The sequence below is a fragment of the Marinobacter sp. C2H3 genome, assembly GCF_037080155.1.
GTDB lineage: Bacteria > Pseudomonadota > Gammaproteobacteria > Pseudomonadales > Oleiphilaceae > Marinobacter.
On record NZ_JBBBNZ010000001.1, the window covers coordinates 792,419 to 817,013 of the forward strand.

At 66.2% G+C, this 24,595-nt stretch carries 21 protein-coding genes; 7 read left to right on the forward strand and 14 right to left on the reverse strand.

Annotated features, from left to right (window positions below; all coding sequences use genetic code 11):
* Positions 1–10: 10 nt before the first annotated feature.
* Positions 11–709, reverse strand: coding sequence for a transglycosylase SLT domain-containing protein (locus V3388_RS03480; RefSeq protein WP_336366127.1), 699 nt, complete (start codon positions 707–709; stop codon positions 11–13).
* A gap of 155 nt (positions 710–864) precedes the next feature.
* Between V3388_RS03480 and V3388_RS03485 the strand changes: the two genes are divergently transcribed.
* From V3388_RS03485 to V3388_RS03495, 3 genes are all read left to right on the forward strand, one after another.
* On the forward strand, positions 865–1,104 hold the full coding sequence (locus V3388_RS03485) for a TIGR02647 family protein (RefSeq protein WP_336366128.1): 240 nt from the start codon (positions 865–867) through the stop codon (positions 1,102–1,104).
* An 88-nt stretch (positions 1,105–1,192) separates the two neighbouring features.
* Entirely contained in the window at positions 1,193–2,086 is an 894-nt protein-coding gene (locus tag V3388_RS03490) for a DMT family transporter (RefSeq protein ID WP_336366129.1), read from the forward strand.
* Between the two features lie 138 nt (positions 2,087–2,224).
* A complete protein-coding gene (locus V3388_RS03495; protein WP_336366130.1) occupies positions 2,225–3,016 on the forward strand; it encodes a substrate-binding periplasmic protein in 792 nt (263 codons plus the stop codon).
* On the opposite strand, the gene V3388_RS03500 is transcribed toward V3388_RS03495, so the two are convergent.
* The 3 genes from V3388_RS03500 to V3388_RS03510 all read right to left on the reverse strand — a co-directional run bounded on the left by V3388_RS03500 (position 3,009) and on the right by V3388_RS03510 (position 7,533).
* Entirely contained in the window at positions 3,009–5,072 is a 2,064-nt protein-coding gene (locus V3388_RS03500) for a putative bifunctional diguanylate cyclase/phosphodiesterase (RefSeq protein ID WP_336366131.1), read from the reverse strand. The genes V3388_RS03495 and V3388_RS03500 overlap by 8 nt on opposite strands.
* Positions 5,073–5,194: 122 nt before the next feature.
* Entirely contained in the window at positions 5,195–5,902 is a 708-nt protein-coding gene (locus tag V3388_RS03505; protein WP_336366132.1) for a response regulator, read from the reverse strand.
* Positions 5,899–7,533 (reverse strand): ATP-binding protein, encoded by a 1,635-nt coding sequence (locus tag V3388_RS03510; protein WP_442915602.1) that lies wholly within the window; start codon positions 7,531–7,533, stop codon positions 5,899–5,901. The genes V3388_RS03505 and V3388_RS03510 overlap by 4 nt, the downstream gene beginning before the upstream one ends.
* Positions 7,534–7,788: 255 nt before the next feature.
* Between V3388_RS03510 and V3388_RS03515 the strand changes: the two genes are divergently transcribed.
* From V3388_RS03515 to V3388_RS03525, 3 genes are read left to right on the forward strand one after another with little or no spacing between them, the layout of a single operon-like run.
* A complete protein-coding gene (locus V3388_RS03515; protein ID WP_336366458.1) occupies positions 7,789–8,766 on the forward strand; it encodes a Bug family tripartite tricarboxylate transporter substrate binding protein in 978 nt (325 codons plus the stop codon).
* A complete protein-coding gene (locus V3388_RS03520; protein ID WP_336366133.1) occupies positions 8,763–9,209 on the forward strand; it encodes a tripartite tricarboxylate transporter TctB family protein in 447 nt (148 codons plus the stop codon). The genes V3388_RS03515 and V3388_RS03520 overlap by 4 nt, the downstream gene beginning before the upstream one ends.
* Position 9,210: 1 nt before the next feature.
* Positions 9,211–10,737 (forward strand): tripartite tricarboxylate transporter permease, encoded by a 1,527-nt coding sequence (locus V3388_RS03525; RefSeq protein WP_336366134.1) that lies wholly within the window; start codon positions 9,211–9,213, stop codon positions 10,735–10,737.
* 93 nt (positions 10,738–10,830) lie between these two features.
* Here V3388_RS03525 and V3388_RS03530 read toward each other — a convergent pair whose 3' ends face one another.
* From V3388_RS03530 to V3388_RS03540, 3 genes are all read right to left on the reverse strand, one after another.
* Positions 10,831–11,451 (reverse strand): LysE family translocator, encoded by a 621-nt coding sequence (locus V3388_RS03530; protein ID WP_336366135.1) that lies wholly within the window; start codon positions 11,449–11,451, stop codon positions 10,831–10,833.
* A gap of 5 nt (positions 11,452–11,456) precedes the next feature.
* On the reverse strand, positions 11,457–13,127 hold the full coding sequence (locus V3388_RS03535) for a GMC family oxidoreductase (RefSeq protein WP_336366136.1): 1,671 nt from the start codon (positions 13,125–13,127) through the stop codon (positions 11,457–11,459).
* A gap of 73 nt (positions 13,128–13,200) precedes the next feature.
* Positions 13,201–14,712, reverse strand: a complete 1,512-nt coding sequence (locus tag V3388_RS03540) for a CoA-acylating methylmalonate-semialdehyde dehydrogenase (protein ID WP_336366137.1) — start codon at positions 14,710–14,712, stop codon at positions 13,201–13,203.
* A 228-nt stretch (positions 14,713–14,940) separates the two neighbouring features.
* Between V3388_RS03540 and V3388_RS03545 the strand changes: the two genes are divergently transcribed.
* Positions 14,941–15,843 (forward strand): LysR family transcriptional regulator, encoded by a 903-nt coding sequence (locus tag V3388_RS03545; protein ID WP_336366138.1) that lies wholly within the window; start codon positions 14,941–14,943, stop codon positions 15,841–15,843.
* Positions 15,844–15,854: 11 nt separating this feature from the next.
* On the opposite strand, the gene V3388_RS03550 is transcribed toward V3388_RS03545, so the two are convergent.
* From V3388_RS03550 to V3388_RS03580, 7 genes are all read right to left on the reverse strand, one after another.
* Complete coding sequence (locus tag V3388_RS03550) at positions 15,855–16,640, reverse strand: ZIP family metal transporter (RefSeq protein ID WP_336366139.1); 786 nt, start codon at positions 16,638–16,640, stop codon at positions 15,855–15,857.
* Positions 16,641–16,778: 138 nt separating this feature from the next.
* Complete coding sequence (locus tag V3388_RS03555; protein WP_336366140.1) at positions 16,779–17,879, reverse strand: NADH:flavin oxidoreductase; 1,101 nt, start codon at positions 17,877–17,879, stop codon at positions 16,779–16,781.
* An 85-nt stretch (positions 17,880–17,964) separates the two neighbouring features.
* Positions 17,965–18,891 (reverse strand): alpha/beta fold hydrolase, encoded by a 927-nt coding sequence (locus tag V3388_RS03560; protein WP_336366459.1) that lies wholly within the window; start codon positions 18,889–18,891, stop codon positions 17,965–17,967.
* Positions 18,892–18,901: 10 nt separating this feature from the next.
* On the reverse strand, positions 18,902–20,566 hold the full coding sequence (locus V3388_RS03565) for a L,D-transpeptidase family protein (protein ID WP_336366141.1): 1,665 nt from the start codon (positions 20,564–20,566) through the stop codon (positions 18,902–18,904).
* Between the two features lie 28 nt (positions 20,567–20,594).
* Entirely contained in the window at positions 20,595–21,653 is a 1,059-nt protein-coding gene (locus tag V3388_RS03570; RefSeq protein WP_336366142.1) for a PA0069 family radical SAM protein, read from the reverse strand.
* A 102-nt stretch (positions 21,654–21,755) separates the two neighbouring features.
* Positions 21,756–23,633, reverse strand: coding sequence for a methyl-accepting chemotaxis protein (locus V3388_RS03575; protein ID WP_336366143.1), 1,878 nt, complete (start codon positions 23,631–23,633; stop codon positions 21,756–21,758).
* Between the two features lie 218 nt (positions 23,634–23,851).
* Positions 23,852–24,517 carry an AbiTii domain-containing protein gene (locus V3388_RS03580; RefSeq protein WP_336366144.1) on the reverse strand — a complete coding sequence of 222 codons (666 nt, stop codon included), beginning with the start codon at positions 24,515–24,517 and terminating at the stop codon, positions 23,852–23,854.
* Positions 24,518–24,595 lie beyond the last annotated feature (78 nt).

The window sequence follows — 24,595 nt, forward strand, 5'->3', positions numbered from 1 at the left end:
AGCGGCTCGATCACTTGGCCGCGTAGCGATCCCGAAGGATCCCCACCCGCTTCACGTACGCCTGGGTCTCGGCGTAGGGCGGCACGCCCTTGTAGCGGGTAACGGCGCCAGGGCCGGCGTTGTAGGCCGCGGTGGCCAGGCGCACGTCGCCATCAAAGCGTTTAAGCATCTGAGCCAGGTAGCGCACACCGCCGCGAATGTTCTCGGCGGCCTCAAGGGCATTGGCCACGCCCAGCTCCCGGGCGGTATCCGGCATCAGTTGCATCAGGCCCTCGGCGCCCCGGGGCGACACCGCCTCCGGGTTAAAGCCGGACTCCGCATGGATCACCGCCCGCACCAGCGCCGGGTCCACCTGGTAGGTGCGGGCAGCCGCCCGGACCTCATCCTTGTATGGGGTCACGAACAGGGGTGTCTTGTGCCAGTCGATCGGGGAATCCGGATCGCAGGCGTAGCACTGGAAGCGGATCACATCAAACGTGGCCGTCCGGGGCTGGAGGCCGCTGTAGGACACGACGCCGTTCTCATCCCGGTACCGGTAGACCGTCGCATCGGCGGAAGACGCCAGCGGCGCATCCGGCTGCCGGCGATTGGTGAACTCAACGGTGCCGTCTGGATGAACAATGCGCTGGATGCTGTCGGCCAGTGCGGGCAGGGTCAGCCCGCAAAGAAGGGTGGCGGTTAACGCCGTGGCAGCAAGAGAGCGTGTCATGGATGGCTCAGCATGAATCGGTTCGGTATGGACGGGTTCGGCGCTGTTGGTCTCGGCCGGTGACGGCGCGCTCCCGCGTTTATCTTACCCGCCGGCTTGCCAAGTGGCCACCGGCGCCTAGACTGAACGTTGACTGCATTCGACAAGGAAACGCCATGCCCTTTTCCCCCAACCATCTTTCCGAACTCAACCTGCTGCTCCAGTTTCCCTCGTCCTCCACTCAGGAAGGCATCAAGGTCCATAGCCACTCGGCGGCGCCGGAAACGGTCCGCGCGGCAGAAAGCCTGTTCTCGAAGGGCCTGATCACCCAGAAGGACGGCGGCTACCTGACGCCCCTGGGCAGCGAGGCAGTGGAGCTGACGGAGCAGTTGCAGGCGATCCTCGCGAGTTCTTAGACGAAAGCCGCTCCCCGGCGCCTGTCTCGCGCGTGCGCCAGCCTGTACACTAGCGGGCTGCGCACGCGACACAGAAGATGCCCTGACCATGCCCCCGGTTTTCTATTCGTTTTTCGTCCCCGCCCTGTTTGTCTGGCTCTGGAGCACCGGTTTTATCGGCGGCAAGTTTGGCCTGCCCTACGCCGAGCCGTTCACCCTGCTGATGATCCGCATGCTGATCACCCTGATTCCTCTTGGGGTATTGGCGGTGGTCATGCGCACCCGCTGGCCGGGCTGGCGGGGCGCCGGTCACCTGGCGGTGACCGGGTTGCTGGTGCACGGCTGCTACCTCGGCGGCGTGTTTTACGCCATCGACCAGGGTATGACCGCCGGCGTCGTGTCGCTGATTGTGGGGCTGCAGCCGCTGCTGACCGCTCTGGCCGCCGTTCTGTTTCTGCGGGAGCGGGTGAGCGGGCGCCAGTGGCTGGGGCTGGCGCTGGGCCTGGTGGGGGTCGCGCTGGTGCTGGCGGAAAAACTCGGGGCGCCGTCGGACGGTGCCGGCCTGCCACCCATGACCCTGGTCTGGGCGGGGCTGGCGCTGCTGGGGATTTCCCTGGGCACGGTGTATCAGAAGCGCTTTGGCACCGGCGCCGACCTGATCGCCGGCACCCTGATTCAGTTCACCGCCGCCGCCGCGTTTTTTGCCATTGGTGCCTTTACCCTGGAAACCCGCACCGTGGAGTGGACGCTGCAGTTCCAGCTGGCGCTCGGCTGGCTGGTGCTCGGGTTGTCGGTGAGCGCCATCCTGATTCTGATGTGGCTGATCCGTCGGGGCGCCGCCTCCCAGGTGGCCAGCCTGTTTTACCTGGTGCCGCCGGTGACCGCGCTGGAGGCCTATCTGCTGTTTGGTGAGACGCTGGGCCCCCTTGCCGTTCTGGGTGGCTTGGTGGCCATCACCGGGGTGGGTCTGGTAACGGTCCGGCCGGCCAGTGCCCGGCCCTGATTCCGGGCCGGCGCCGGCCCATTACGTTTTGTCACGCAGCGGGCGCTGACTTTATGATCCAAAGCGGCCATCATAACGTTCCCATTAGCATAAACGGCCAAAAGCATTGGCCGAAAATGACAAAACCGGGGGACAACGATGCGGGCAATTGCGGCAATCAGTGGGGGGCGGCTCGTGCGGGCCGTGTTTGGCGGGCTTTGGATGCTGGTGGTGCTGGCGGGCAGCGGTGCCGCCTCGGCGTCGGACCGGCTCTACATTTTTACCGAGAATTACCCACCCTACAACGAAGCGGTGGATGGCAAGGCCCACGCCCACAAGGCTGAAGACATCACCGGTATCTGCACGGACATGGTCAAGGCCATGATGGCCCGAACCGATTTCGACTACGTGATGAAAATGCGCGCCTGGAGCTATGCCTATAACTGGGTCCAGGAGCACGAGAATCACGGCCTGTTCTGCACCGCCCGCACCGACGAACGTGAAGACCAGTTCCAGTGGGTCGGGCCGCTGGCCCCCATCAAGTGGACTCTGTTTGCGGCCCCGGGCTCGACCCTCACGCTCAACTCCCTGGAGGATGCCCGCAAGCTGCGCATTGGCGGCTACAAGGGCGACGTCATGTCCGATTACCTGATCGACCAGGGCTTCAATGTGACCACCAGCATCTCCGGCGACGTCAACGCCCGCCGGTTGTCCCTGGGTGAGATCGACCTCTGGGTCACGGACGGTCTGGTAGGCCCGAAGGTGGCGAAGGAAAAATACGGCATCGAGGGCCTGCGCCCGGTATTGGTGTTCCGGGAAACCCCCATGTACCTGGCCATGAGCAAGCAGACCGACCCGGCGGTGGTCGCCAAACTGCAGAAAGCGCTGGACGCCGCCCGCAAGGCTGGGGAGATCGACCAGATCAACGCTCGATATCAGGCGGTCAAGTGATTGGCCCGGGTGGGCTGAACGGATCCCGGTGGGTCAGGGCGCCGGCGGCCGGCTCCGGCCGGTGCATCAGGTAGCCCTGGCCCACGTCGCAGCCGAGTTCTCGAAGGCGGTGCCATTGGTCCGGCGTTTCCACGCCCTCGGCCACCACTTTCAGGTTGAAAGCCCGGCCAATATCGACGATGGCGTGCACTACGGTTGCACCCTCGTCGGTATCGACGGCGTCGACAAAGGTCTTGTCGATCTTCAGTTCGTCCACCATCAGGTTGCGCAGGTAGCTCAATGACGAGTAACCGGATCCGAAATCGTCGATGGCTACGGTCACGCCGGCCTCGCGTAGCTGCTGAAGGTTGCCGCTGACCGCCCCGGTCCGGTTCATCAGCACCCCCTCAGTGATCTCCAGTTGCAGGGCGCTGCCCGGCAGCCCGTGTCTGCGGAGTTTCTGGATCACGCTGGTGGCAAAATCCGGCTGGGCGAAGTGGTCGGCGGTGATGTTCACCCCTACCGTGGCGCACGGCAGTTTCTGGTCGGCGAGCAGCGCCAGCACCCGGTCGATCACGTAACCGTCGATTTCCTCACCCATCGGCGTGGCCTCCGCCGCGGGGATGAATTCCCCTGGGGAAACCCAACCCAGTACCGGGTCCTGCCACCGTAGCAGTGCCTCACAGCCGGCCAGACCACCATCCTCGAACCGGTATTTGTGCTGGAAGTAGACCTCCAGGCGGCGATCGCGCAGCGCTGTTTTAAGGCGCTGGAGAATGTCCAGGCGTCGTTGCAGGCGGACGTGCTGCTGGGCGTCGTAGGCCACCAGGGAGCGCTTCTGGCGTTTGGCGTCCTTGAGGGCCGATTCGGCCAGGTCGGTCAACTGGTCCGGTGAGTCGGTATGGGTAGGGAACAGGGCAAAGCCGCCGGATGCCGACAGGTGCAGTATGTCGCCATCAATATCGTAGGGCTGGGCCAGGGGCTGGCGGATGGATTCGGCCAGGCTGTGGGCGTCCTGCGCGCCGGTAACCGGCGCCCCCACAAAGAATTCGTCGGCGCCAAATCGGCCGACGATGGCGGGCCGCAGCAGAACGCTCCGGATACGCTGGGCGGCCAGCAGCAACAGCGCATCGCCCACATGGTGGCCGTGTTTCTGGTTAACCAGCCCGAAACTGTCGAAATCGAAGGCCATGACTGAGAACTGCCGCTTCTGGGCAATGTTCTGCTGGAGCGCCTGCAGAAAGGCCCGGGCGTTCAGCGCCCCGGTCAACTGATCGTGGGTCTGCAGGTAGGTGGCTTCCAGCAGGGCCCGCTCCCGGTCCGAGACATCAATGCCAAACCCCTGGATTTCCTCATCGTCGGAGGGCAGCCGGTGGAATCGCCACTGGATGAATCGGGCGTCGTCACCGGCGGAGAAGCGGATCACCAGGTTCAGCTCCTGTCTGTGTCCCCGGGGCCGGACCAGGGCCTGCATGGCCGTTTGCTGCTCCTCCGACAGGTTCCCCCCCAGGTCGTCCAGCCGGTAACCCAGCGCTCGTTCAGGCGCGCGGCCAATCAGCTCGGACAGCGCCCGGTTGAGGAAGGTCAGCCGGAGGCTCCGGTCCAGCCGGCAGACCATCTGGCTCTGGCTCTCGACGATGTCATGGTAACGCTCTTCCGAGCGCCGTAGCCGCTGCAGGGCCGTGTAATGCTCGGTCAGGTCATGGCAGATGCCGACGAAGCCAACGTCACCGTCGATCTCGAACTTGCCCACAGACAGGTACATCGGGAAGGTGTGACCGTCCCGGCGGCGGCCCTCGACTTTACGGCCCACCCCGATCACCCCGGTGTGCCCGGTGTTCAGGTGGTCCTCGATGTAGGCGTCGTGGTGGACGGCGGTCTCCGTGGGCATGAGCATGGACACGTTGCCGCCCAGGACCTCATCGCGGGTGTACTGGAACAACTGCTCGGCGGACCGGTTGAAAGAGGTCACCACGCCGCGCCGGTCAATGGTGATGATGCCATCGACGGCTGCCTCGGACAGGGCCAGAAACTTCGAATCAACAAGGTGGGCAGGCGGTTTTACAGCGTTTGGCACCGGTAGAGCTCCTTCGAGGTGCGATCCATCCATGTCGGCAGGCCGGGAACGCGCGTTATCGACGACATGTCCCGCTCGAAGTATAGGTCAACGCCGGCGGAAAACCAGCTTGTTGGCGGCGATCAATGCCGGGCCAGTCGGTAACGCCGCTCAGGTCGCCCCACCGTTCCGTACGACACGTCGGCCTCCAGTTCACCGGTCCCCACCAGGTATTCCAGGTATCGCCGGGCGGTGGTCCGGGACGCGCCCAACTGACCGCCCAGGTCTTCAGCGGTCCAGTGGCTGGCCCCGTGCAGCAGGCGCCGGACGTTTTCCAGGGTCAGCGGGTCGATGCCCTTGGGCAGGCGCGACGGCCGGGCCGATTCGGCCTCGGGCGGGTTGCCGGGGTCCGTGCCGACGCGGGGCAGGAGTGCGTCCACGTGTTCCTGGGCCAGTTGGTTCAGGCCCTCCAGCCGCTGGCGGTGGGCCCGGTAACGCTGCAGGGCATCGTTCAGGCGCTCGTACACCAGCGGCTTGAGAATGTAGTCAAATACCCCGCCATGTAGCGCGTTGCGCAGGGTATCCACCTCCCGTGCGGCGGTGATCAGGATGACATCCGTGTGGCTGCCGCTGGCCCGCAGCGCCCGCAGCAGGTCGAGGCCGCTGCCGTCGGGAAAGTAGACGTCCAGTAACAGCAGGTCCGGCGCTAGCACTTCTACCAGGTCCCGGGCATCGGCGAGGGTGTGGGCAAGGCCACACAGCTCGACGCCGTCCATCCGCTCCAGGAAGCGGCGCTGTATCTCGGCAATCTGGGGGTCGTCCTCCACAATCAGGACGCGCAGCGCATTCAATGGGCGGGCTCCTCTGGGCGTTGGCGATCCATGTGCGGCTGTTTCGGAAGGTACAGGGTGAACCGGCTGCCTCCGTTGGGCCGTTCTTCCACGGTAACCGATCCACCCCAGCGGTCAAGAAACTGCCGAACCAGGTGCAGGCCATAGCCGTGATCATCGCCCTTGGTGCTGACGCCCTTTCGGAAAATGGTCTCCCGGGCATGGGCGGGCACGCCGGGGCCCTGGTCTTCCAGTTCAAAGATCAACTCCTCGCCCAGGTCGGTCATGGACAGTCCCACCCGGCCGCCGGCGCCGGTGTGCAGCCGGGTGGCTTCCAGGGCGTTGTCGATCAGGTTGCCGACCACGCTGACCAGTTGGTCCCGGGGCAGGCGCTCGGGCACGTCGGCCATCTGGCTGTCCGGGTCGATGTCCAGGTGCAGCCCCATCTCCCGGGCCCGGTTGTACTTGCCCAGCAGGCAGCCGGCCAGCACCGGGTCCGGCACCGAATCCATCAGCAGGCTCAACAGGGCCTGGTGGCCGCTGACCTCGTTGCCAATCAGGGCCAGGGCCTCGTCGGTGGCGCCCAGCTGGATCAGGCCGGCGATGGTGTGCAGCTTGTTGGAGTATTCATGGGTCTGGCTGCGCAGGGTGTCGGCGTACTGCTGGATGCGGGTGAGCCGGCGGCTGACCTGGTCCAGCTCGTTGCGCAGGCGAAAGCTGGCCACCACCCCGGTTAGCTGGTCGCCCTGGCGCACCGGCAAACGGTTGACCACCATCTGCCGCCCCCGCAGCCAGATCTCCCGGTCAAAGTCCGGCTCGCCCGTCTCCAGCACGGACAGCAGCTCGCTTTCTGGCAGCACGTCCAGAATCGGCTGGCCGGTCAGCGGGGTGTCCGGCGGCAGGCCCAGGGTCTCGCAGGCGGCGCGGTTGGCGGTGGTGATGATGCCGTCCCGGTTGATCGCGATGATGCCCTCTCGCACCGACTGCAACGTGGCTTCCCGCTCCTGGAACAGCCGGCCGATCTGCTCCGGCTCCAGCCCGAAGATCGCCCGTTTGAAGCGCCCGGCAATGACGATGGCGGCGATGATGGTGAGCATCAGCACCACGCCCACCACACCGTACAGCACCAGGTTGTAGCGCTGGATGGTGTTGTCGATCTGATCGAGGCCGTAGCCCACGGAGACGATGCCGATGATGTCGCCGCTGTCTGGCTCGATGATGGGCGCCTTGCCCCGCATGGATTCCCCAAGGCTTCCTTTGGCCCGGCCGACATAGGCCTGCCCCTGCTCGAGGGCCAGCCGGCCGTCATCGCCATCGTCGTCGGCCATGGAGTGGCCGAGGCGGCTCGGGTCCGGGTGTGCCAGGCGGATGGCATCGCGGTCGCCGATCACGATGAACAGGGCGTCGTTGGTCTGGGCCAGGCGCTGGGCAAAGGTATTCAGGAAGGGCACGTCCCGGGCCTGCACGCCGGCGATGACCGAAGGCGAGGCGGCCACGGTCTTGGCCACCATCAGGGCGCGGCGGGCAATTTCGTCATTCAGGGAGCGGTTCAGGTAGTAGCCGGCAAAGCCCCCGAGCACCAGCGCCTGCAGGGCGCCCAGCAGGCACAGGGTGAGGATCATCCGGGTCTTCAGTCGCGGTTTTGTCAGCACGGTCGGTCCGCAGGCGCCGGTGGCACGGTAAAAGGTTTGAAGGGCTGCGCCGTCCTCGGGCGTTTGAAAAGGGTACTGCAAGCCGGCCCGGGGTGCCCGTGTTCTTTATGAACACAATGGGTTTTATGCCCAATACACCCTTTACGACCACAAGCTTCAGCGGCCAGGCCCGGCGTTGATACAACAGGGGCGATACCAATACCCACAACAACAAATCGAGAGGTTCCTTCGATGCAAAGACCGATGCAAATCCCGATGCTGTTCAAGCGCTCCCTGGGTTTCGTGGCCGCCGCGGCCGTTTCCCTGTCCGCCCACGCCTGGCAACCCTCCGGCACCGTCGAGTGCCTGGCCCCGGCCGATCCCGGCGGCGGGTGGGACTTCACCTGCCGCAGCGCCGGTAATGTCCTGCAGGACCTGAGCCTGGTGCCCGGCAGCGTCCAGACGGTGAACATGGCCGGCGCCGGCGGCGGCGTTGCCTTCGCCCACACGGTGAGCAAGCGCGCGGATGACGATCAGCTCCTGGTCGCGGCCTCCACCGCTACCACCACCCGCCTGGCCCAGGGCCAGTTCCCGGGCATGAACGCCGACATGGTGACCTGGGTGGGGGCGCTGGGCGCCGATTACGGCATCATCGCCGTGGGCAAGGACTCCCCCTACCAGTCCCTGACCGACCTGATGGACGCGGTCAAAGCCAACCCGAAATCGGTCAAGTTTGCCGGTGGCAGCGCCCGGGGCGGCTGGGATCACCTGAAGGTGCTGATTGCCGCCAAGGCCGCCGGTGCGGACAAACTGCCGGCCATTCCTTACCTGTCCTACAACAACGGCGGTGAGGCCATGACCCAGGTGGTTGGCGGCCAGGTGGATGCCTTCACCGGGGATATCTCCGAGGCCACCGGCTTCATGGAATCCGGCGACCTTCGGGTGCTGGCGGTACTGGCCAACGAGCGTCTGCCGGGCAAGTTCCACAACATCCCGACCGCCAAGGAGCAGGGCATTGATGCGGTAGGACCGAACTGGCGCGGATTCTACATGCCCAAGGGCGCGGACCCGGAGGCCAAGGCCTACTGGAAAGATGCCATCAACACCCTGTACGCCAGCGACGAGTGGAAGCAGGTAATGACCAGCAACGGCCTGATCCCGTTCCACCCGGCCGCGTCTGAATTCGAGTCGTTCGTGAAGAACCAGGTGAACGACATTGAGCAACTGTCCCGCGATATCGGTTTGCTCAAATGAGCCGCGCCGGTGATCGCATCCTGGGGCTGGGCCTTCTGGTCCTGGCCCTCGCCTACGGCTGGGCGGCCCAGCAGTGGCCGGAACCGTTTGGTGGTGCCGAGGGCGTGGGGCCGGAAACCTTCCCCACCATTCTGTCGGTGATGCTGGTCGCCGGCAGCCTGTATCTGATGATCCGGCCCGATCCGGACGCCCAGTGGCCAGCGGCCAAATCCCTGATGGAGCTGGTGATTGCCCTGGTGGTGCTGGTGGCCTATGCGTTCCTGCTGGAGCCCCTCGGGTTTGTGATTTCCACCACGCTGGCGGTCGGAACCCTGAGCTGGCGCATGGGCGCAACCCCCGGCAAGGCACTGGCCACGGGCGCGGTGAGCGCCGTGCTGGTGTTCGGCCTGTTCAACTACGGATTGTCCCTGAGCCTGCCGGCTGGCCTGTTGGAGGTGCGCTGACATGGACACCCTCAACTACCTGATGGACGGGTTTGCGGTGGCGCTGACCCCGTACAACCTGATGTTCGCCCTGTTCGGCGCCTTCGTGGGCACGCTGATCGGCTGCCTGCCCGGGCTTGGCCCCGCCAACGGCGTGGCCATCCTGATCCCCCTGGCGTTTACCCTGGGCCTGCCGCCGGCCACCGCCATGATCCTGCTCACCTCGGTGTACGCCGGTGCCATGTACGGCGGGCGGATTTCGTCGATCCTGCTGAACGTTCCCGGGGACGAACCGGCCATGATGACCTGCCTGGACGGCTACCCCATGGCACAGCAGGGCCGGGCGGCGGACGCCCTGGCGTTCTCCGCCATCGCCTCCTTCATGGGCAGCCTGATCGGCTGTATCGGGTTGATCCTGCTGGCCCCGGTGCTGGCCCGGTTCGCGCTAACCTTCGGCCCGGCGGAGTACTTTGCCCTGTTCGTGCTGGCGTTCGCCACCCTGGGCGGGATTACCGGCAAGAACCCGATGAAAACGGTGGTGGCGGCGACGCTCGGGCTGATGATCTCCACCGTCGGCATCGACATTTCCACCGGCACCCAGCGCTACACCTTTGGTGTGCTGGAGCTGTACGAGGGCATTGATTTCATCCTGGCCATTGTCGGCCTGTTCGCCATTTCGGAGATGCTGCTGTTCATCGAGGCGCGCCTGGGTAGCGGCCACAAGATGATCCGGGTGGGCAAGCTGACGCTCACCTTCCGGGAGGTGCTCAAAACCGTGCCGACCCAGCTCCGTGGCGGTGTGCTCGGCTTTATTGCCGGCGTGCTGCCGGGCGCCGGGGCTTCCCTGGGCAGCTTTATCAGCTACACCCTGGAGAAGCAGGTGGTGGGCAAAGACGGCCATTTCGGCAAGGGTGACGTGCGCGGCGTGGTGGCGCCGGAGGCCGGCAACAACGGCGCCTCCTCCGGGGCGCTGGTGCCCATGCTGACCCTCGGGGTGCCGGGCAGCGGCACCACCGCGGTGCTGCTGGCCATGCTGATCTCCCTGAACATCACCCCGGGCCCGCTCATGTTCACCCAGCACGCGGATGTGGTCTGGGGCGTGATTGCGGCCCTGCTGGTGGGCAACGTGCTGCTGTTGGCCCTGAACATTCCCCTGGTGGGCGTGTTCGTGCGGCTGCTGTCGGTGCCGCCCATGTACCTGATGCCCATCGTCACCATGGTGGCGTTCGTGGGCATTTACTCCATCAGCCACAGCGCCTTCGACCTGTACTTCATGGTCGCTTTCGGCGTGGCCGGGTATCTGCTGCGCAAGCTGGATATTCCGCTGGTGCCCATCATCCTGGGGATGCTGCTGGGGCCGGAGATGGAGAAGAACCTGGGCCACGCCCTGGTGCTGTCCGACGGCGACTGGACCGTGCTCTGGAGCACGCCCCTGGCCATCGGGCTCTGGGTGGTAGCGGGCCTCGGCCTGGTGCTGCCGGTTGTGGTGGGTCCGCTGCTGCGTCGCCGGATGAAACGCGCGGCTGACCCGTCCCCGACCGCTCCCTGAGCGGCGGGGGATTCTCCCTAAGCGCTTCGGCGCTCTTTTCCACCGGGCTTCGGCCCGGTTTTTTGTGTCTCGTTTCGAATGAGGGGGAGCGCCTCAGCGGCTGACGACGCCCGCCACCAGGCGGCCCGCCAGGCCCACCAGAATGGCCCCGAACACCCGCTCCAGCCAGACGGTGCGCCGGCGCAGGGTGTCGAGCCAGCGGGGGTTGGAGAACAGCCAGGCCACCAGCAGGTACCAGCCGGTGTCGATCACCAGGGCGGTGGCGGCGTAGCCGAACTTGGCCAGCAGGGTGGTGTCGGTGCCCACCACCTGGCTGAACAGGGCCAGGAAGAACACCGCGATCTTGGGGTTGAAGAACGCAATCAGGAAACCATCCCGGGCCGCACTGCGGCTGGTGGCGGGGTCGGGCAGGGCGGCGTCGCTGTCCGGGGCGCGGGCGGTCAGGCCCTTGAACCCGATCCAGGCCAGGTAGGCGGCGCCGGCCCACTGCAGGGCGGTGAAGGCGGTGGGGGAGGCGGTGATCACGGCGGCCAGGCCAAGCACGCTCAGGAACGCGTAGATACCGACGCCCACACCGTGGCTGAGGGCGGTGATCACGCCGTTGCGCCGGCCGCCGCTGAGGGTCTGGCGCAGCACCAGTGCCAGGGACGGCCCGGGCGACATGGCGCCGAGGATGCAGATGGTCACAACGGTCAGCCAGGTGCCCAGGGTCATTAACGTCAGTCTCCGTACAGAATCCAGCGCGCGGCCTTTTCCGCGATCATCAGGGTCGGGGAATTGGTGTTGCCGCTTGTGATGGTGGGCATGATGCCGGCATCCACCACCCGCAGTCCAGTCACGCCCCGCACCCGCAGGTGCGGGTCCACCACCGCCAGGGGGTCGTCCGCCCGGCCCATGCGGGTGGTGCCCACCGGATGGAAGATGGTGGTGCCGATGTCGCCGGCCAGCTTGGCCAGCTCCTCGTCAGTCTGGTACTGAAGACCCGGCTTGAACTCCTCCGGCTGGTAACGGGCAAAGGCCGGCTGCTCGGCAATGCGCCGGGTCACCCGCAGGGAGTCCGCCGCCACTTTCCGGTCCTCCGGGGTGCTCAGGTAGTTGGGGGCGATGGCCGGCGGTACTTTCGGGTCGGCGCTGCGGATGCGCACGGTGCCCCGGCTGGTCGGGTTCAGGTTGCACACGCTGGCGGTGATCGCCGGGAAGCTGTGCAGGGGCTGGCCGAAGGCGTCCAGGCTCAGGGGCTGCACGTGGTATTCGATGTTGGCGTAGTCGTACTCGCTGGAGCTGCGGGTGAACAGGCACAGCTGGGACGGTGCCATGCTCATGGGGCCGGAGCGGGTCAGCAGGTATTCCAGGCCGATGCGGGCCTTGCCCACCAGGGAATTGGCCATGGTGTTCAGGGTGACCGCGCCGGTGACCTTGTACACCGAGCGGATCTGCAGGTGGTCCTGCAGGTTTTCGCCCACCCCCGGCAGGTCCGCCACCACCGGAATATCGTGGCTGCGCAGCAGCTCGGCCGGGCCGATGCCCGAGAGCTGGAGCAACTGCGGCGAACCAATGGCGCCGGCGCTGAGAATCACTTCCCGGCGGGCCTGGGCGATGACGACGGTGCCGTCGGGCCGTTCCACCTCCACCCCGGTGCAGCGGGGCACCTCGCCCGAGGCGTCGGTGGTCAGCGAGCGCACGTGAGTGGAGTGCCACAGGGTCAGGTTCGGGCGCGTTTCCGCCGTTCGCAAAAACGCCTTGGACGTATTCCAGCGCCAGCCCGAGCGCTGGTTGACCTCAAAATAGTCCACGCCTTCGTTGTCGCCCCGGTTGAAGTCCCGGGTGCGGGGCACGCCGGCCTGCACGCAGGCCTCGGCGAAGTCTTCGAGCACCTGCCATTTCAGGCGCTGGTGTTCTACCCGCCACTCGCCGCCGTGGCCGTGGTACCGGCGGTGTTCCGGGTCAGCGTCGCCGCCCGCGTCGAGCCGGTAGTGGTCCTCGTGACGCATGAAGTCGGGCAGGCAGTTGTCCCAGGCCCAGTCGGGCTCGCCGGTCACCTCCGCCCAGTGGTTGTAGTCCCGGGCCTGGCCCCGGATGTACAGCATGCCGTTGATGCTGGAGCAGCCCCCCAGGGTTTTGCCCCGGGGGTAGATCAGCGAGCGGCCGTTCAGACCGGGGTCCGGCTCGGTGCGAAAGCGCCAGTCGGTGCGCGGGTTGTCGATGCAGTACAGGTAGCCCACCGGTATGTGGATCCAGTGGTAATTGTCCCGGCCGCCGGCCTCAATCAGCAGCACCCGGTTGCCCGGATCGGCGGTAAGCCGGTTGGCCAGCAGGCAGCCGGCGGAGCCGGCCCCGACAACGATGTAGTCAAACTCGGTGGACGGGTCCGGGGTGTTGTTGTTGGTCATGTCCCTCTCCATACCCTCTCCATGCCCGATGCCACGCACCGGGCCGTCAGTCGCTCTCACGCACCACGGCCGGTTACTTGGCCGTGGGCATCACGAATTCGGCGCCGCCTTCGATGGAGTCGGACCAGCGCTGCATGATGGACTTCTGCTTGGTGTAGAAGCGCACGCCTTCCTCGCCGTAGGCGTGGGTGTCGCCAAACAGGGACCGCTTCCAGCCGCCGAAGCCGTGCCAGGCCATGGGCACGGGAATGGGCACGTTGATGCCCACCATGCCCACCTGGATGCGGCGGCCGAATTCCCGGGCCACGTGGCCGCTTTCGGTAAAGCAGCTGACGCCGTTGCCGAACTCGTGGTTATTGATCAGCTCGATGGCGGAGCCGACGTCCGGCACCCGCACGCACACCAGCACGGGGCCGAAGATTTCCTCCCGGTAGATGGTCATCTCCGGGGTGACGTGATCGAACAGGGTGCCGCCCATCCAGAAACCGTTCTCGCAGCCGTCGCCGGTGGTGGTGGCGTCAAACTCGCGGCCGTCCACCACCAGTTGCGCGCCCTCGGCCACGCCTTTTTCAATGTAGCCGGTGATGCGCTGGTGTGCGCCCGCGGTCACGATCGGGCCCATCTCCGCGTCCAGCTCCCGGCCGTCTTTCACCTTCAGGGTGCGGGCCCGCTCAGCGAGGCGGGGCACCAGGGTGTCCGCCACGTCGCCCACCAGCACCGCCACGCTGATGGCCATGCAGCGCTCGCCGGCGCTGCCATAGGCGGCGCCGATCAGGGCGTCGACGGCTTTGTCCAGGTCCGCGTCCGGCATCACCACCATATGGTTCTTGGCACCGCCCAGGGCCTGCACCCGCTTGCCGTGGCGCGCGCCCTGTTCGTACAGCAGGTTGGCGATGGGGGTGGAGCCGACAAAGCTTAGAGCTTGTACGTCCGGGTGTTCCACCAGCGCTTCCACCGCGTCCTTATCGCCCTGGACCACGTTGAACACACCCTCCGGCAGCCCCGCCTGCTTCAGCAGGTCTGCGATCATCAGAGACGCGCTCGGGTCCAGGGGGCTGGGCTTGAGGATAAAGCAGTTGCCGGCGGCGATGGCCACCGGGAACATCCACATGGGCACCATGGCGGGGAAGTTGAACGGCGTGACGCCGGCCACCACGCCCAGGGGCTGGCGCACGGTCCAGTTGTCGATGCCGGTGCTGACCTGCTCGGTGTAGTCGCCCTTCAGCAGCTGCGGAATGCCGCAGGCGAACTCGACGATATCAATGCCCCGGGCCACTTCACCCTGGGCGTCGGTGAACACCTTGCCATGCTCGGCGGTGATGGCCCGGGCCAGGTCGTCCTTATGCCGGTTTAGTAGTTCCAGGAACTTGAACAGCACGCGGGCCCGGCGGATGGGCGGGGTGTCGGCCCAGGCCGGAAAGGCGGCTTTGGCAGCGGCAACGGCAGCGTCGACGTCCGCGCGGTTGGCCAGCGCCACCTGGCCGGTCTCGGCGCCGGTGGCCGGGTTATAAACGGCCTGGGAGCGTTCCGATGCGCCTGACGTTATTTGCCCGTTGATATAATGCTGGATCGTTGCCTGTGCCATAAGGTGCCTCGCGGTGGTGGGTGCGCGTCGCCTGGCGTGCCCAGCCGGCGGGAATCCGGGGCGGGCGTTGGAGCGGCGACGCCGATCGTATCGGGGTTGGTTTCATAGGTCAGGCTAGTGCGCTGTGGCGCTGCCGGCAATTGAGATTTTCAAAAGGTCGGTATAAGGTTTTCTTATATTGGTCGGGCGATCACGTCCGGCTGCGCCAGCGCACAGGAAACCACCCCGATGATCCCGATCCAGGAACTGCGGGCCTTTGTGACCGTTGCCCGGGAAGGCAGCGTGTCCCGGGCCGCCGAACGGCTGCACCTGACCCAGCCCGCGGTCAGTCTCAAACTCAAACAGCTGCAATCAAGCCTGGAGCTGACGCTGTTTCAGCGCCATCCCCAGGGCCTGTCGCTGACCGCCGACGGTCAGGCGCTGCTGCCTGCGGCGGAACATGCGCTCTCGGCGCTGTCCGCATTCGAACAGAGCGCCCGGGCGCTGCACAGCACGGTGCACGGGCGGTTGCGTATTGGCACCATCGTGGACCCGGAGTTCATCCGCCTCGGGGCGTTCCTGCACCGGCTGGTGGAGCGGGCGCCGCAACTGGAAACCGAGCTGCGCCAGAACATGAGTGGCAGCGTGCTGTCCCAGGTGCGGGACGATTCGCTCGACGTGGGGTTCTTCCTGGCGGCGCCCGGGGAGGGGGCCGGCGCATTTGCAGACATCGTGGACCACTGCGAGCTGACCCGGTTTGAGTACTACGTGGTGGCGCCGCCGGGCTGGCAGGCCCGGGTGGCGGGTCTGGACTGGGCCGGCCTGGCCCGGTTGCCCTGGGTGGTGACGCCGGAAAACTCGGTGCATCACCGCTTGCTGGATGCCACTCTGGCGCCCCTGGGGCTGGAGCCCCTGGGCGTTGCGGAGGTGGATCAGGAGGCCTGCATGCTGGATCTGGTGAGGGCCGGCGTTGGTCTGAGCCTGGCCCGGGACGCCCTGGCCATGGCCGAGCAGCAGGAGCGGGGCCTGGTGATTGTGCCCGGCGTGCGGCTGCCCTGCGCCCTGAGCTTTATCTGGCGTCGGGACCGGGCCGGCGAGCCCGCCATTGCCGAAGCCCGGCAGGCGCTGGGCCGGGTCTGGAACGGGCTCTAGGCGGGCGGTCGTCAGCCCAGGGTCGTGTCCAGAAACATCATCAGGGAGAAGCCGGCCATCAGGCAGAAGGTGGAAAGAATCTTCCATTCCCGGTGATGGGTTTCCGGAATGATCTCGTTGCTGATGATGAACAGCATGGCGCCGGCGGCAAAGCCCAGGGTCCAGGGCATGGCCGGCTCTGCCAGCCACACCAGGGTGGCCCCCAACACGCCGCCGACGGGTTCGGCCAGGCCGGACAGCAGCCCGATCAGGAACGAGCGGGTTCGGGAATAGTTCACCGCCATCAGCGAGAACGCCACCGCCATGCCCTCGGGGATGTTCTGCAGGCCGATGCCGGTGGCCAGGATGTACCCGTTCTTGACGTCGCCACCAGCAAAACCCACGCCCACGGCCATGCCTTCCGGGAAGTTGTGCAGGGTGATGGCGATGACGAACAGCCAGATGCGCCGCAGACGGGAGGCGTCCGGCCCCTCGCGACCCAGTTCAAAGTGTTCGTGGGGCAGGCGCTGGTGAATGTAGTACAGCGCGCCGCCCCCACACATCAACCCGGTGATCACAATCAGCGAGGCGATCCAGAGATGGCCGGTGATGGTCTGGCCGTAGTCCAGCCCCGGCTGGATCAGGGAGAAAAACGACGCCGCGAGCATGACGCCGGCGGCGCCCGCCAGCAGCGCGTCCTGTAGCTTATGCGAAGGCGCGCGAACAAAAAACACGGTCAGGGCGCCAATGCCGGTGGCCAGGCCAGCGGCCAGGCTGGCGAGCGCGCCGAGCCAAACAATACTGACATCTGGGGACATGCGGGCTCCTTAGACGGCGAATTCCAGAGGATAGCAGGTGTCGGCGGAAAGCATGAGGTGACGGGAGAAGCGACGGAGCCGGCCAGGGGCCGGCTCCGAACGTTGCCTTGCAGAAGTCAGCCTGGCTGACCGGGGGGCTCAGGCGCCCTGGCGTGCGCGCCAGGCGCGCTCGTTGCTGAGAGTGGCCTTGGGCTGGAGCATGGCGAAGTCCAGGTCCGCGATTTCCTTGCCGTCTTTCAGACGCTGGACAAAATCCGGGTTGGCCAGGGCCTTTTTGCCGACGGCCAGCAGGGCGCCGGGGAAGCGGGCCGCAATATCCATGTGGTTGGTCTCATCGATGCCGCCGTTGACGATCAACGCCAGCCCATCGACGCCGGCGGCCACGCTCGCCAGGCTCTGGTCACTGTCCACCAGGTGCGGGCGGTCGACGGCGCCGTCGGTGGTGTGGACAAAGTCGGCGCCAGCATCCCGCACGGCTTCAACGATGCGTCGGAAACCGGCCTCACCTTCGGGCAGTTGGTAGTCCGGGTCGGTCACCGTGGCCTGGGACAGGCGGATGCCCACCGGGAAATCGTCGCCGACTGCGGCGCGAACCGAACGCACCACCTCCACCACGAAACGGAGGCGGTTCTCCAGGCTGCCGCCCCAGGTGTCTTCGCGACGGTTGAAATGGGTGCTGAGGAACTGGTTGAGCAAGTAGCCGTTGGCCCCGTGGATTTCGATGCCGTCAAAACCGGCCCGCTTGGCGTTGCTGGCGGCTTTGGCAAAGCCGTCGATGGCGGCGCGGATGTCGTCGTCGGTCATGATCGTGGGCACCTGCCAGGCGGCCTGGTCGCCGTAAAGTCCCAGGGGCGCGCCCTTGGGGGCCACGGCGCTTGGCGCCAGGGGGTGGTCCTGGAAACGGTTGGCCTGGAACTGGGCGCCGGCGTGCATCAGTTGCGCGACGATCTTGCTGCCCGCCTGGTGCACCCGCTCGACGATGCGCCGCCATCCGGCCACCTGGGCGTCGTTGGTCAGGCCCGGCTGGTTGGCGTAGCCCTGGCTGGCCAGGTTGTCGGTGTAGGTGCCCTCGGTGATGATCAGGCCGAAACCGCCCCTGGCATAGCCTTCATACTGCTCTGCCATCAGGTCGTTCGGGGTACCGTCGGGCTCGGCGCTGGTGCGGGTCATGGGGGCCAGGGCAAAGCGGTTGGGAAGGTCCAGGGAAGAAAACCGGACAGACTGCATCACGTCGCTCATGAACGTCCTCACTGTCAGTGAATGAATATCACCTTAGATGGGGCCAGCCGGCGCCGCTTAAAGCGAAGAAAATCGACGCTGCCTGTCAGAAATTTTGAACAACCGGCGCGCGCTCACGCTGCAGGGCCTGATTCAGGGAGGCAAACAGACGGGCCTGGAAGGCCGGATCGAGGGGGTACAGGTGGCCGATGCCGGGTAAGAGGGTCAGGCGGGCCTGGGGCAGGGCGCCCGCCAGGTGCCGGGCGTAATCGGGGGAGACGAACGGGTCGTCTTCACCCTGGTAGACCTCAATGGGCGCCGGCACCCGATCCAGAGAAAAGCCCCAGTGGCCAAGTTCGGTCAACAGGTCCGTGGCGATGGCGTTGCCGCCGCTGGCCAGGCAGAGACGCTGGTCTTCCCGGAAGGCCGCCTCGACACCGGGCAGCGCCAGTATCCGCCGGTCATCGTCACTGACCAACTGTTGGGCTTCCCGCAGGTATATGCCGGGGTACCAGCGGGACAGCCTCACGATCAGCCGTACCGCCCAGCGCACCAGGGTCGGGCTCAGGCTGGCCAGGCGCGGCCCGGGCCAGCGGGTGCCTTCAATCAGCGTCTGTCGGCCGGGGAACTCGGCAAAGTGGGTGTAGCCGGAGAGGCACAGGCCCCGGTCCATCCGGTCGGCCAGGGCGTAGGCGCAGGCCACCGTTCGGGAGCCGCCGCTGGACCAACCCAGGTGGGTGAAGCGGTTGAGGCCCAGGGCGTCCAGCAGCTGGCGCACGTCGTCGGGGTAATCCAGCAGGCGACGACCCGGTTGGTAAGTGGAGCCGCCGATGCCGGGGCGGTCCGGGGCCAGAATCCGGAAACCGTAGCGCCGGGCCTGCTCGTCAAACAGACGGCCTTCGAGCCGGGAGCCGGGCATGCCGTGGGCAAACACCAGCGGATACCCCTGCGGATCGCCGGTGTCCGTGTAGGCCAAGGTTCGGCCGTCGGCGAGGGTCAACCGGTGATCGGCCGCAGCGCTGCCGGTCGTCATCGGCACTGGCTCATCCCGCCTCCCGGGGCGCCTGGTGCAGTTGCTGCAGCAGGCGCGGATCACGCTCGTAGAGATCGTCCCGGAACTGGATCACCCCGGCATCGTCCACCCAGGCGGTCCAGTACTGGATGTGCACCGGCAGGGGTGCGGGCAGCATGACGGTGCGGGTGTTCGCCTCCTGCAACGCCTCCGACCACTGCTCGCCGCTCCATCCCAGTAGCTGTTGGGCCAGTTCGGCGGCCTTCTCCACCCGGATGCAGCCAGAGCTGAAGCCCCGGGACGATTTGCCGAACAGTTCCCGGGCCGGCGTGTCGTGCAGGTACACGTCGTATTTGTTCGGGAACATGAACTTGACCCGGCCCAGGGCATTGAGCGCGCCGGGGCCCTGCACCAGTTGGTACGGGAAGTGGTTCTTGGACAGGGCGCCCCAGTCGATGGTCTGCGGGTCCACCCGCTGGCGGTCGGCGCCCCAGCCGGAATACACCTGCATGTTCAGGCGGGAAAAATAGCTCGGGTCCTTTCGGATCATGGGCAGCTGGTCCTGGATCATCAGCTTGCGGGGCACCGTCCAGGTGGGGTTGAGCACCAGGTAGCGAATCTGATCGGAAAACACCGGCGTTTGACGGTAGGGCCGGCCGACAATCACCCGGCTGGCGAGTACGGTCTGCCCGCCCTGTACCAGCGCCAGGTTGAAGCCGGCAATGTTCACCAACACGTAGTTCTCGCCGAGGGAGTCGGGCAGCCAGCGCCAGCGCTCCAGGGAAGCATCGATCTGGTCAATCCGCGCCTTAGGTGACAGGTTCAGCGCCGCCAGTGTGCCTTTGCCAATGACGCCGTCGTCGTCCAGCCCGTGCCGTGCCTGAAAGCGCCGAACGGCGGCCTCCAGGTCCAGATCGTACGCCATCGGGTCGGCGAGAGGGTCACCCGCGTCGGCGTCGGTGGTGACCGCATGGAGGTCACCCAGTGCCATCAGCCGGTCGCGGATGGCCACCAGTCGCTCGTCGGTACTTCCAGGTTTGATCGCCGGGCCGGGCGGCAGCACTGGCCAGGGCGCGTCGGCCAGCGCGGCCAACCGCTCGCGGGCCCGCATGAGCCGATGGTAGTCCTCGTTGTTCGGGCGCAGGCGGTTGAGAGCGTCGGCCGGGTCGCCGCTCGCCAGGGCCTGGGCCAGGGCCTCGGCCAGGTCGATCTGGGGGCGGGCAGCGGTCCACTCGGCGTGGATGGATTCCGGGTTGACCTTGCCCTGGGCCAGGTGGGAGGCGGCCATCAGAAAGGCGTCGGTGAACAGAAGATCCCGGTCCGCCCGGTGGCCGTCGGTCAGTTCGTCATCCGGTGTCTGAGCCAGCTGATCGAGCACCGGGCCGTGATAATCCTGAGGGTTGAGCCCGTCGCCGTCCAGGGCCAGCACGGCGTCAGCAAGGGCCCGGCGCTGGTCGGCGTCGGTCCAGACCAGCCGGAAGCCCTCACGCTCGTAAAACCGGCGCAGGGTCTGGCGCGCAATCAGCACTTCGCCGTCCAGGCTGATGGCGTAACCCGCCTGCAGGGCGTCGAAGCGGTCGATCAGGTCCATATCCGGGCTGGTCTGTGCCTTGGCCAATAAAGGTAGGGCGAGGGCCAGAAGGATCATGGCCAGGGCAGCGGGCAAACATCGTCTGCGGCGAACAACAACATCCATGGTGCGGTCTCATCGGGTGTGGATCGGGTTACCAGAGCGCCATCTGGTCGCCGGCGGGCCGGCGGAACCGGTCGGTCCGCAGGGGCTCGGCCTCATGCAGCGCCAGGCCCAGCTTGCGGGCACGCTGGGTAAAGCGCTGGCGAATCAGCTCGGCGTAGGGGCCGGCGCCGGTCATGCGGGTGCCGAATTGACTATCGTAGCTGCGCCCGCCCCGGAGGTCACGGATCCGGTTCATCACGTGGCTGGCCCGGTCCGGAAACTGGCGCTGGAGCCAGTCCTGGAACAGGTCGTCCAGCTCCAGAGGTAACCGTAGCATAATCCAGCTGGCCCGTTGGGCGCCGGCCTCCGCGGCCGCCGCCAGAATCGCCTCCAGCTCATGATCGTTGATAAAGGGGATCACCGGGCCGAGGATGATGCCCACCGGCACGCCCGCCTCCCGCAACTGCCGGATCACCGAGAGCCGGGTGGCCGGTGCCGCGGTGCGTGGCTCCATCCGCCGCTTGAGGTCGTTGCTCAGGGTGGTCAGGCTGATGCGCACCGAGCACAGGCCGTCGGCGGCCAGGCCCGACAGCAGGTCCAGGTCCCTCAGGATCAGCGCGCCCTTGGTGATCAGCGAAACCGGGTGTCGGTAGTCTGCCATCACCTCCAGCAGTGAGCGGGTGATGCGGTACTCCCGCTCGATCGGCTGGTAAGCGTCGGTGTTGACGCCGAGGGCAATGGGCTTTGGCACATAGCCCGGCCGGTCGAACGCCTCCCGCAGCCGGGCGGCGGCGTTCGGCTTGGCGATCAGCCGGGTCTCGAAATCCAGCCCCGGGGAGAGATCCCAGTAGGCGTGGGTGGGCCGGGCGAAACAGTAGATGCAGCCGTGCTCGCAGCCCCGGTAGGGGTTAATGGACTGGTCGAAGGGCACATCCGGGGACTGGTTGGTGCTGATGATGGTGCGCACGGTTTCCGCCACCACCTCGGTGGCCACGCTGTCCGGGCAAAGCTCGTCTTCCGGGGGCTGGTACCAGCCGTCATCCACCCGGTCGGTGGCGATCGGCTGGCAGCGGTTGGCGGGGTTGCGGTCGGTGGCGCGGGTCTTCATGGGATCACCAATACTGTTTAAATGTACAGTATTGGTGATGCTACTCCGACTAAGAGAGCCCGGCAAGCGGCGCCGCGTCTGGAACGCAGGCACCGCCGGCGGTTACAGTCGGAAGCGGCTGGACGACTCGGTGAGGGACTCGGTCTGCCGTGACAGGCGCTCCACGTGGGCATCCAGGTGCTGGCGGATGTCCGCGGTTTCCCGGGTGTGGCCGTGGATCTGCTCTACCTTCTGGGCGATTTCCTCGGTGGTGGTGGAAATGCCTTCAATGGACGAGACCACCTGGCTCATGTCGCTGGCCAGCCGGTCGATGGCCTGGCTGATCTGGTCGATGGCACCGGCGGCCTCACCGGCGCTCTTCTCGCCTTCGTCCGCTGCGGCCAGGCCTTCTTCCATCAGCCGGGTGATGGCGCCGGTTTCCTTGTTCAGGGAGTTCACGATCTCGGCGATGCCGTTGGTGGCGGAGACGGTTTTCTCCGCCAGCGAGCGAACTTCGTCCGCCACCACCGAGAAGCCCCGGCCTGCCTCGCCGGCCCGTGCGGCTTCGATAGCGGCGTTCAGGGCCAGCAGGTTGGTCTGTTCCGCCAGGCCGTTGATCACGCCGACGATGGAGTTCACTTTCTCGCCCACTTTGCTGAGCTGGCCGATCTGATCGTGGGTCTGCTGAATGCGTTCCACCAGGGATGTCATGCTCTCGGAGCTGCGGCGGATCACCCGGGCGCCATCCTGGGCGGCGCTGTTGGCGTTCTGGGCGGCATCGTTCACCGACTGGGTGTACTGGGCAATGTCCACCGCCGTGTGGGCGATTTCCTGCACGGCGGTGGCGGTCTGCTCGGTTTCTTCTTCAATCTGTTCACTGTTGTGGCCCATGCGGCCGATCAGCTGGTTCAGCTCGCCCTGCAGCTCCGCCATCGTGCGGTTGCCGTCGAGCACCTGGCCGATTACCCGGGAGACGTCGTCGAGCATCTGGTTGGCGGCCTGGCCAAGCTGGTTGAACTCGTCCTTGGGGTTTTTGCCCGGGGTCAGCCTCTGACTCAGGTCGCCGGCGGCCACCTGCCGCAGCAAGCCCACCACGTCGCCAAGCCGGCGGACGAGGGTGCGGGAGGCCGCAATCAGGGTAATCACCAGAACGATCAGCACCACCAGGCCGATCACCACGATGAACCCGGTGGCGGTGCCCCGTGCGTCTTCCGCCAGTGCGCTGGTGCTTACCACCAGGCCCGTGCGGATGGCCTCACCCTGGGCGGTGATCAGCTCGCGGATGGCGCTGCCGCGCTGGTCAAGTTCGCTTTTCAGGGTGGACAGCTTGCCCACCACCCCTTCCACGTCTTTAAAGGTGTTGGCAAACCCCAGGATGGATTCGCCGATGACGTTGTCCCGCCAGTCCATGTCGTCGACGGTGGCAATCATCTTGTCCAGGGTCTCATGGATGGTTTTGGCGTAGGCCGGGTCGTAGCTGTCCAGGTAGTCCCGGTAGGCGCCGGCCAGGGTGTTGGTGTCCTTGTCGAACAGGGAAATGCTGATTTGGCGCAGGCCGTTGTTGACGTAGTCGGCGAGCTTGGCCTTCAGGCCGTCGTTGTAGGTAAGGCCGAGCACCTGGCTGGTGTCGAGCCACTGCCGGCGCAGGTCGGTGTAGCCCGCCACGGCGTCGCGGATCTTGACGGCGGCGTCGGTGATTTTGGCGTCATCCAACGCCTTGGCGCTGGTGACCAGGGATTTGGCCTGGGCGTTCAGGGAATCGAGCCGGGTCAGGTAGGCGTCCACGCCACTGGCATCCAGCTCTTCGGCGAGGCGCTCAGACACCAGCCAGTCGTTCAGCAGGCCAAGGGAGGCGGATTCGTAGCTGGTGGCCGCTCCTCGCGCCTCGTAAGCGCTGGAGACTTTGTCCAGGCCGCTCAGGGCGGAGAGCAGAACCACCGCCAGCCCCACAAAGGTGGCGCCAATGAGTAAATAGAATTTCTGCTTCCAGGACAGCGCCATGGGTTCCTCCGGTGGGTTTTCCGTTAGCCGGCTTATCGTTATTGGTGAGCAACTGAGTATCGGCAGGCGTAAGCCAATCTCCAGTGTTTTTGTGCATCTTTTTGTGAGGGATAGGGCAGGGCCCGGGCGGGGTCACGACAGCGGGCAGCGCGGCGCTCCAATCGGCCGCACTGCCCGGGTATTCTGATGGGGCGCGCCGGGCGTTGCCGCCCGGCGGGTCAAACGGCCTTGCCGAAGAAGCGGCCGAGCAGGCCGACCTCCCGCACGTCGGGCACGCCGAGGGCGTCCAGCTGGTGCCAGGCCTGCTGCCAGTAATGGTCCGGCGTGTCCAGGGCGGCCACCGTCTGGCGCTCGTCCTTCTCGTAATGGGTGTGCTCGCCTGCGATGCCCTTGGCCCGGAGGTCCCTGGCCCAGAGCAACAGGGCCCCGCGCACGGTGCGCAGTAATTCACTGTAGGTCTGCCGGCTCAGGGATATGGCAAGGTCCGCGTTCAGCTTCAGGCCGGCCTTGAGGGCAGCCATCTGTTCCGGCTCCAGGGTGACCCGCTGGCTGCTCCCTTTCTTCAGGCCCTGGCAGGCGCTTTCCAGGGCCTTGATGCCATCGGTCAGGTCCAGATGGCCGAACTCGGCTTTCTGCTCCTCGCTGATCGGTGCGGCAATCCAGCCGTACTGGGGAGACCGGGCCACGATATGACCGGGGCACTGGCGCCGGTAATCGGGCACCTTGTCGGAATCCGGGTATCCGTCAAATTCCGACCGCAGCCAGGCCGCCAGGTTCCGATGGCGGAGCATCATGGCCAGCGTAATGGCGCTGGGGATGATGTCGGTCAATGTGTCGGCGCCGTCCAGAAGACGGGCCTCGAGTTGTTCAACAGATGCGGACATACGGCCTCCCACGCAACGCAGGTCCGTTAGCCTTCCGTTGCGGCGTTGTTGTTGTTCCCTCCTAGACCTTAGTCAAAG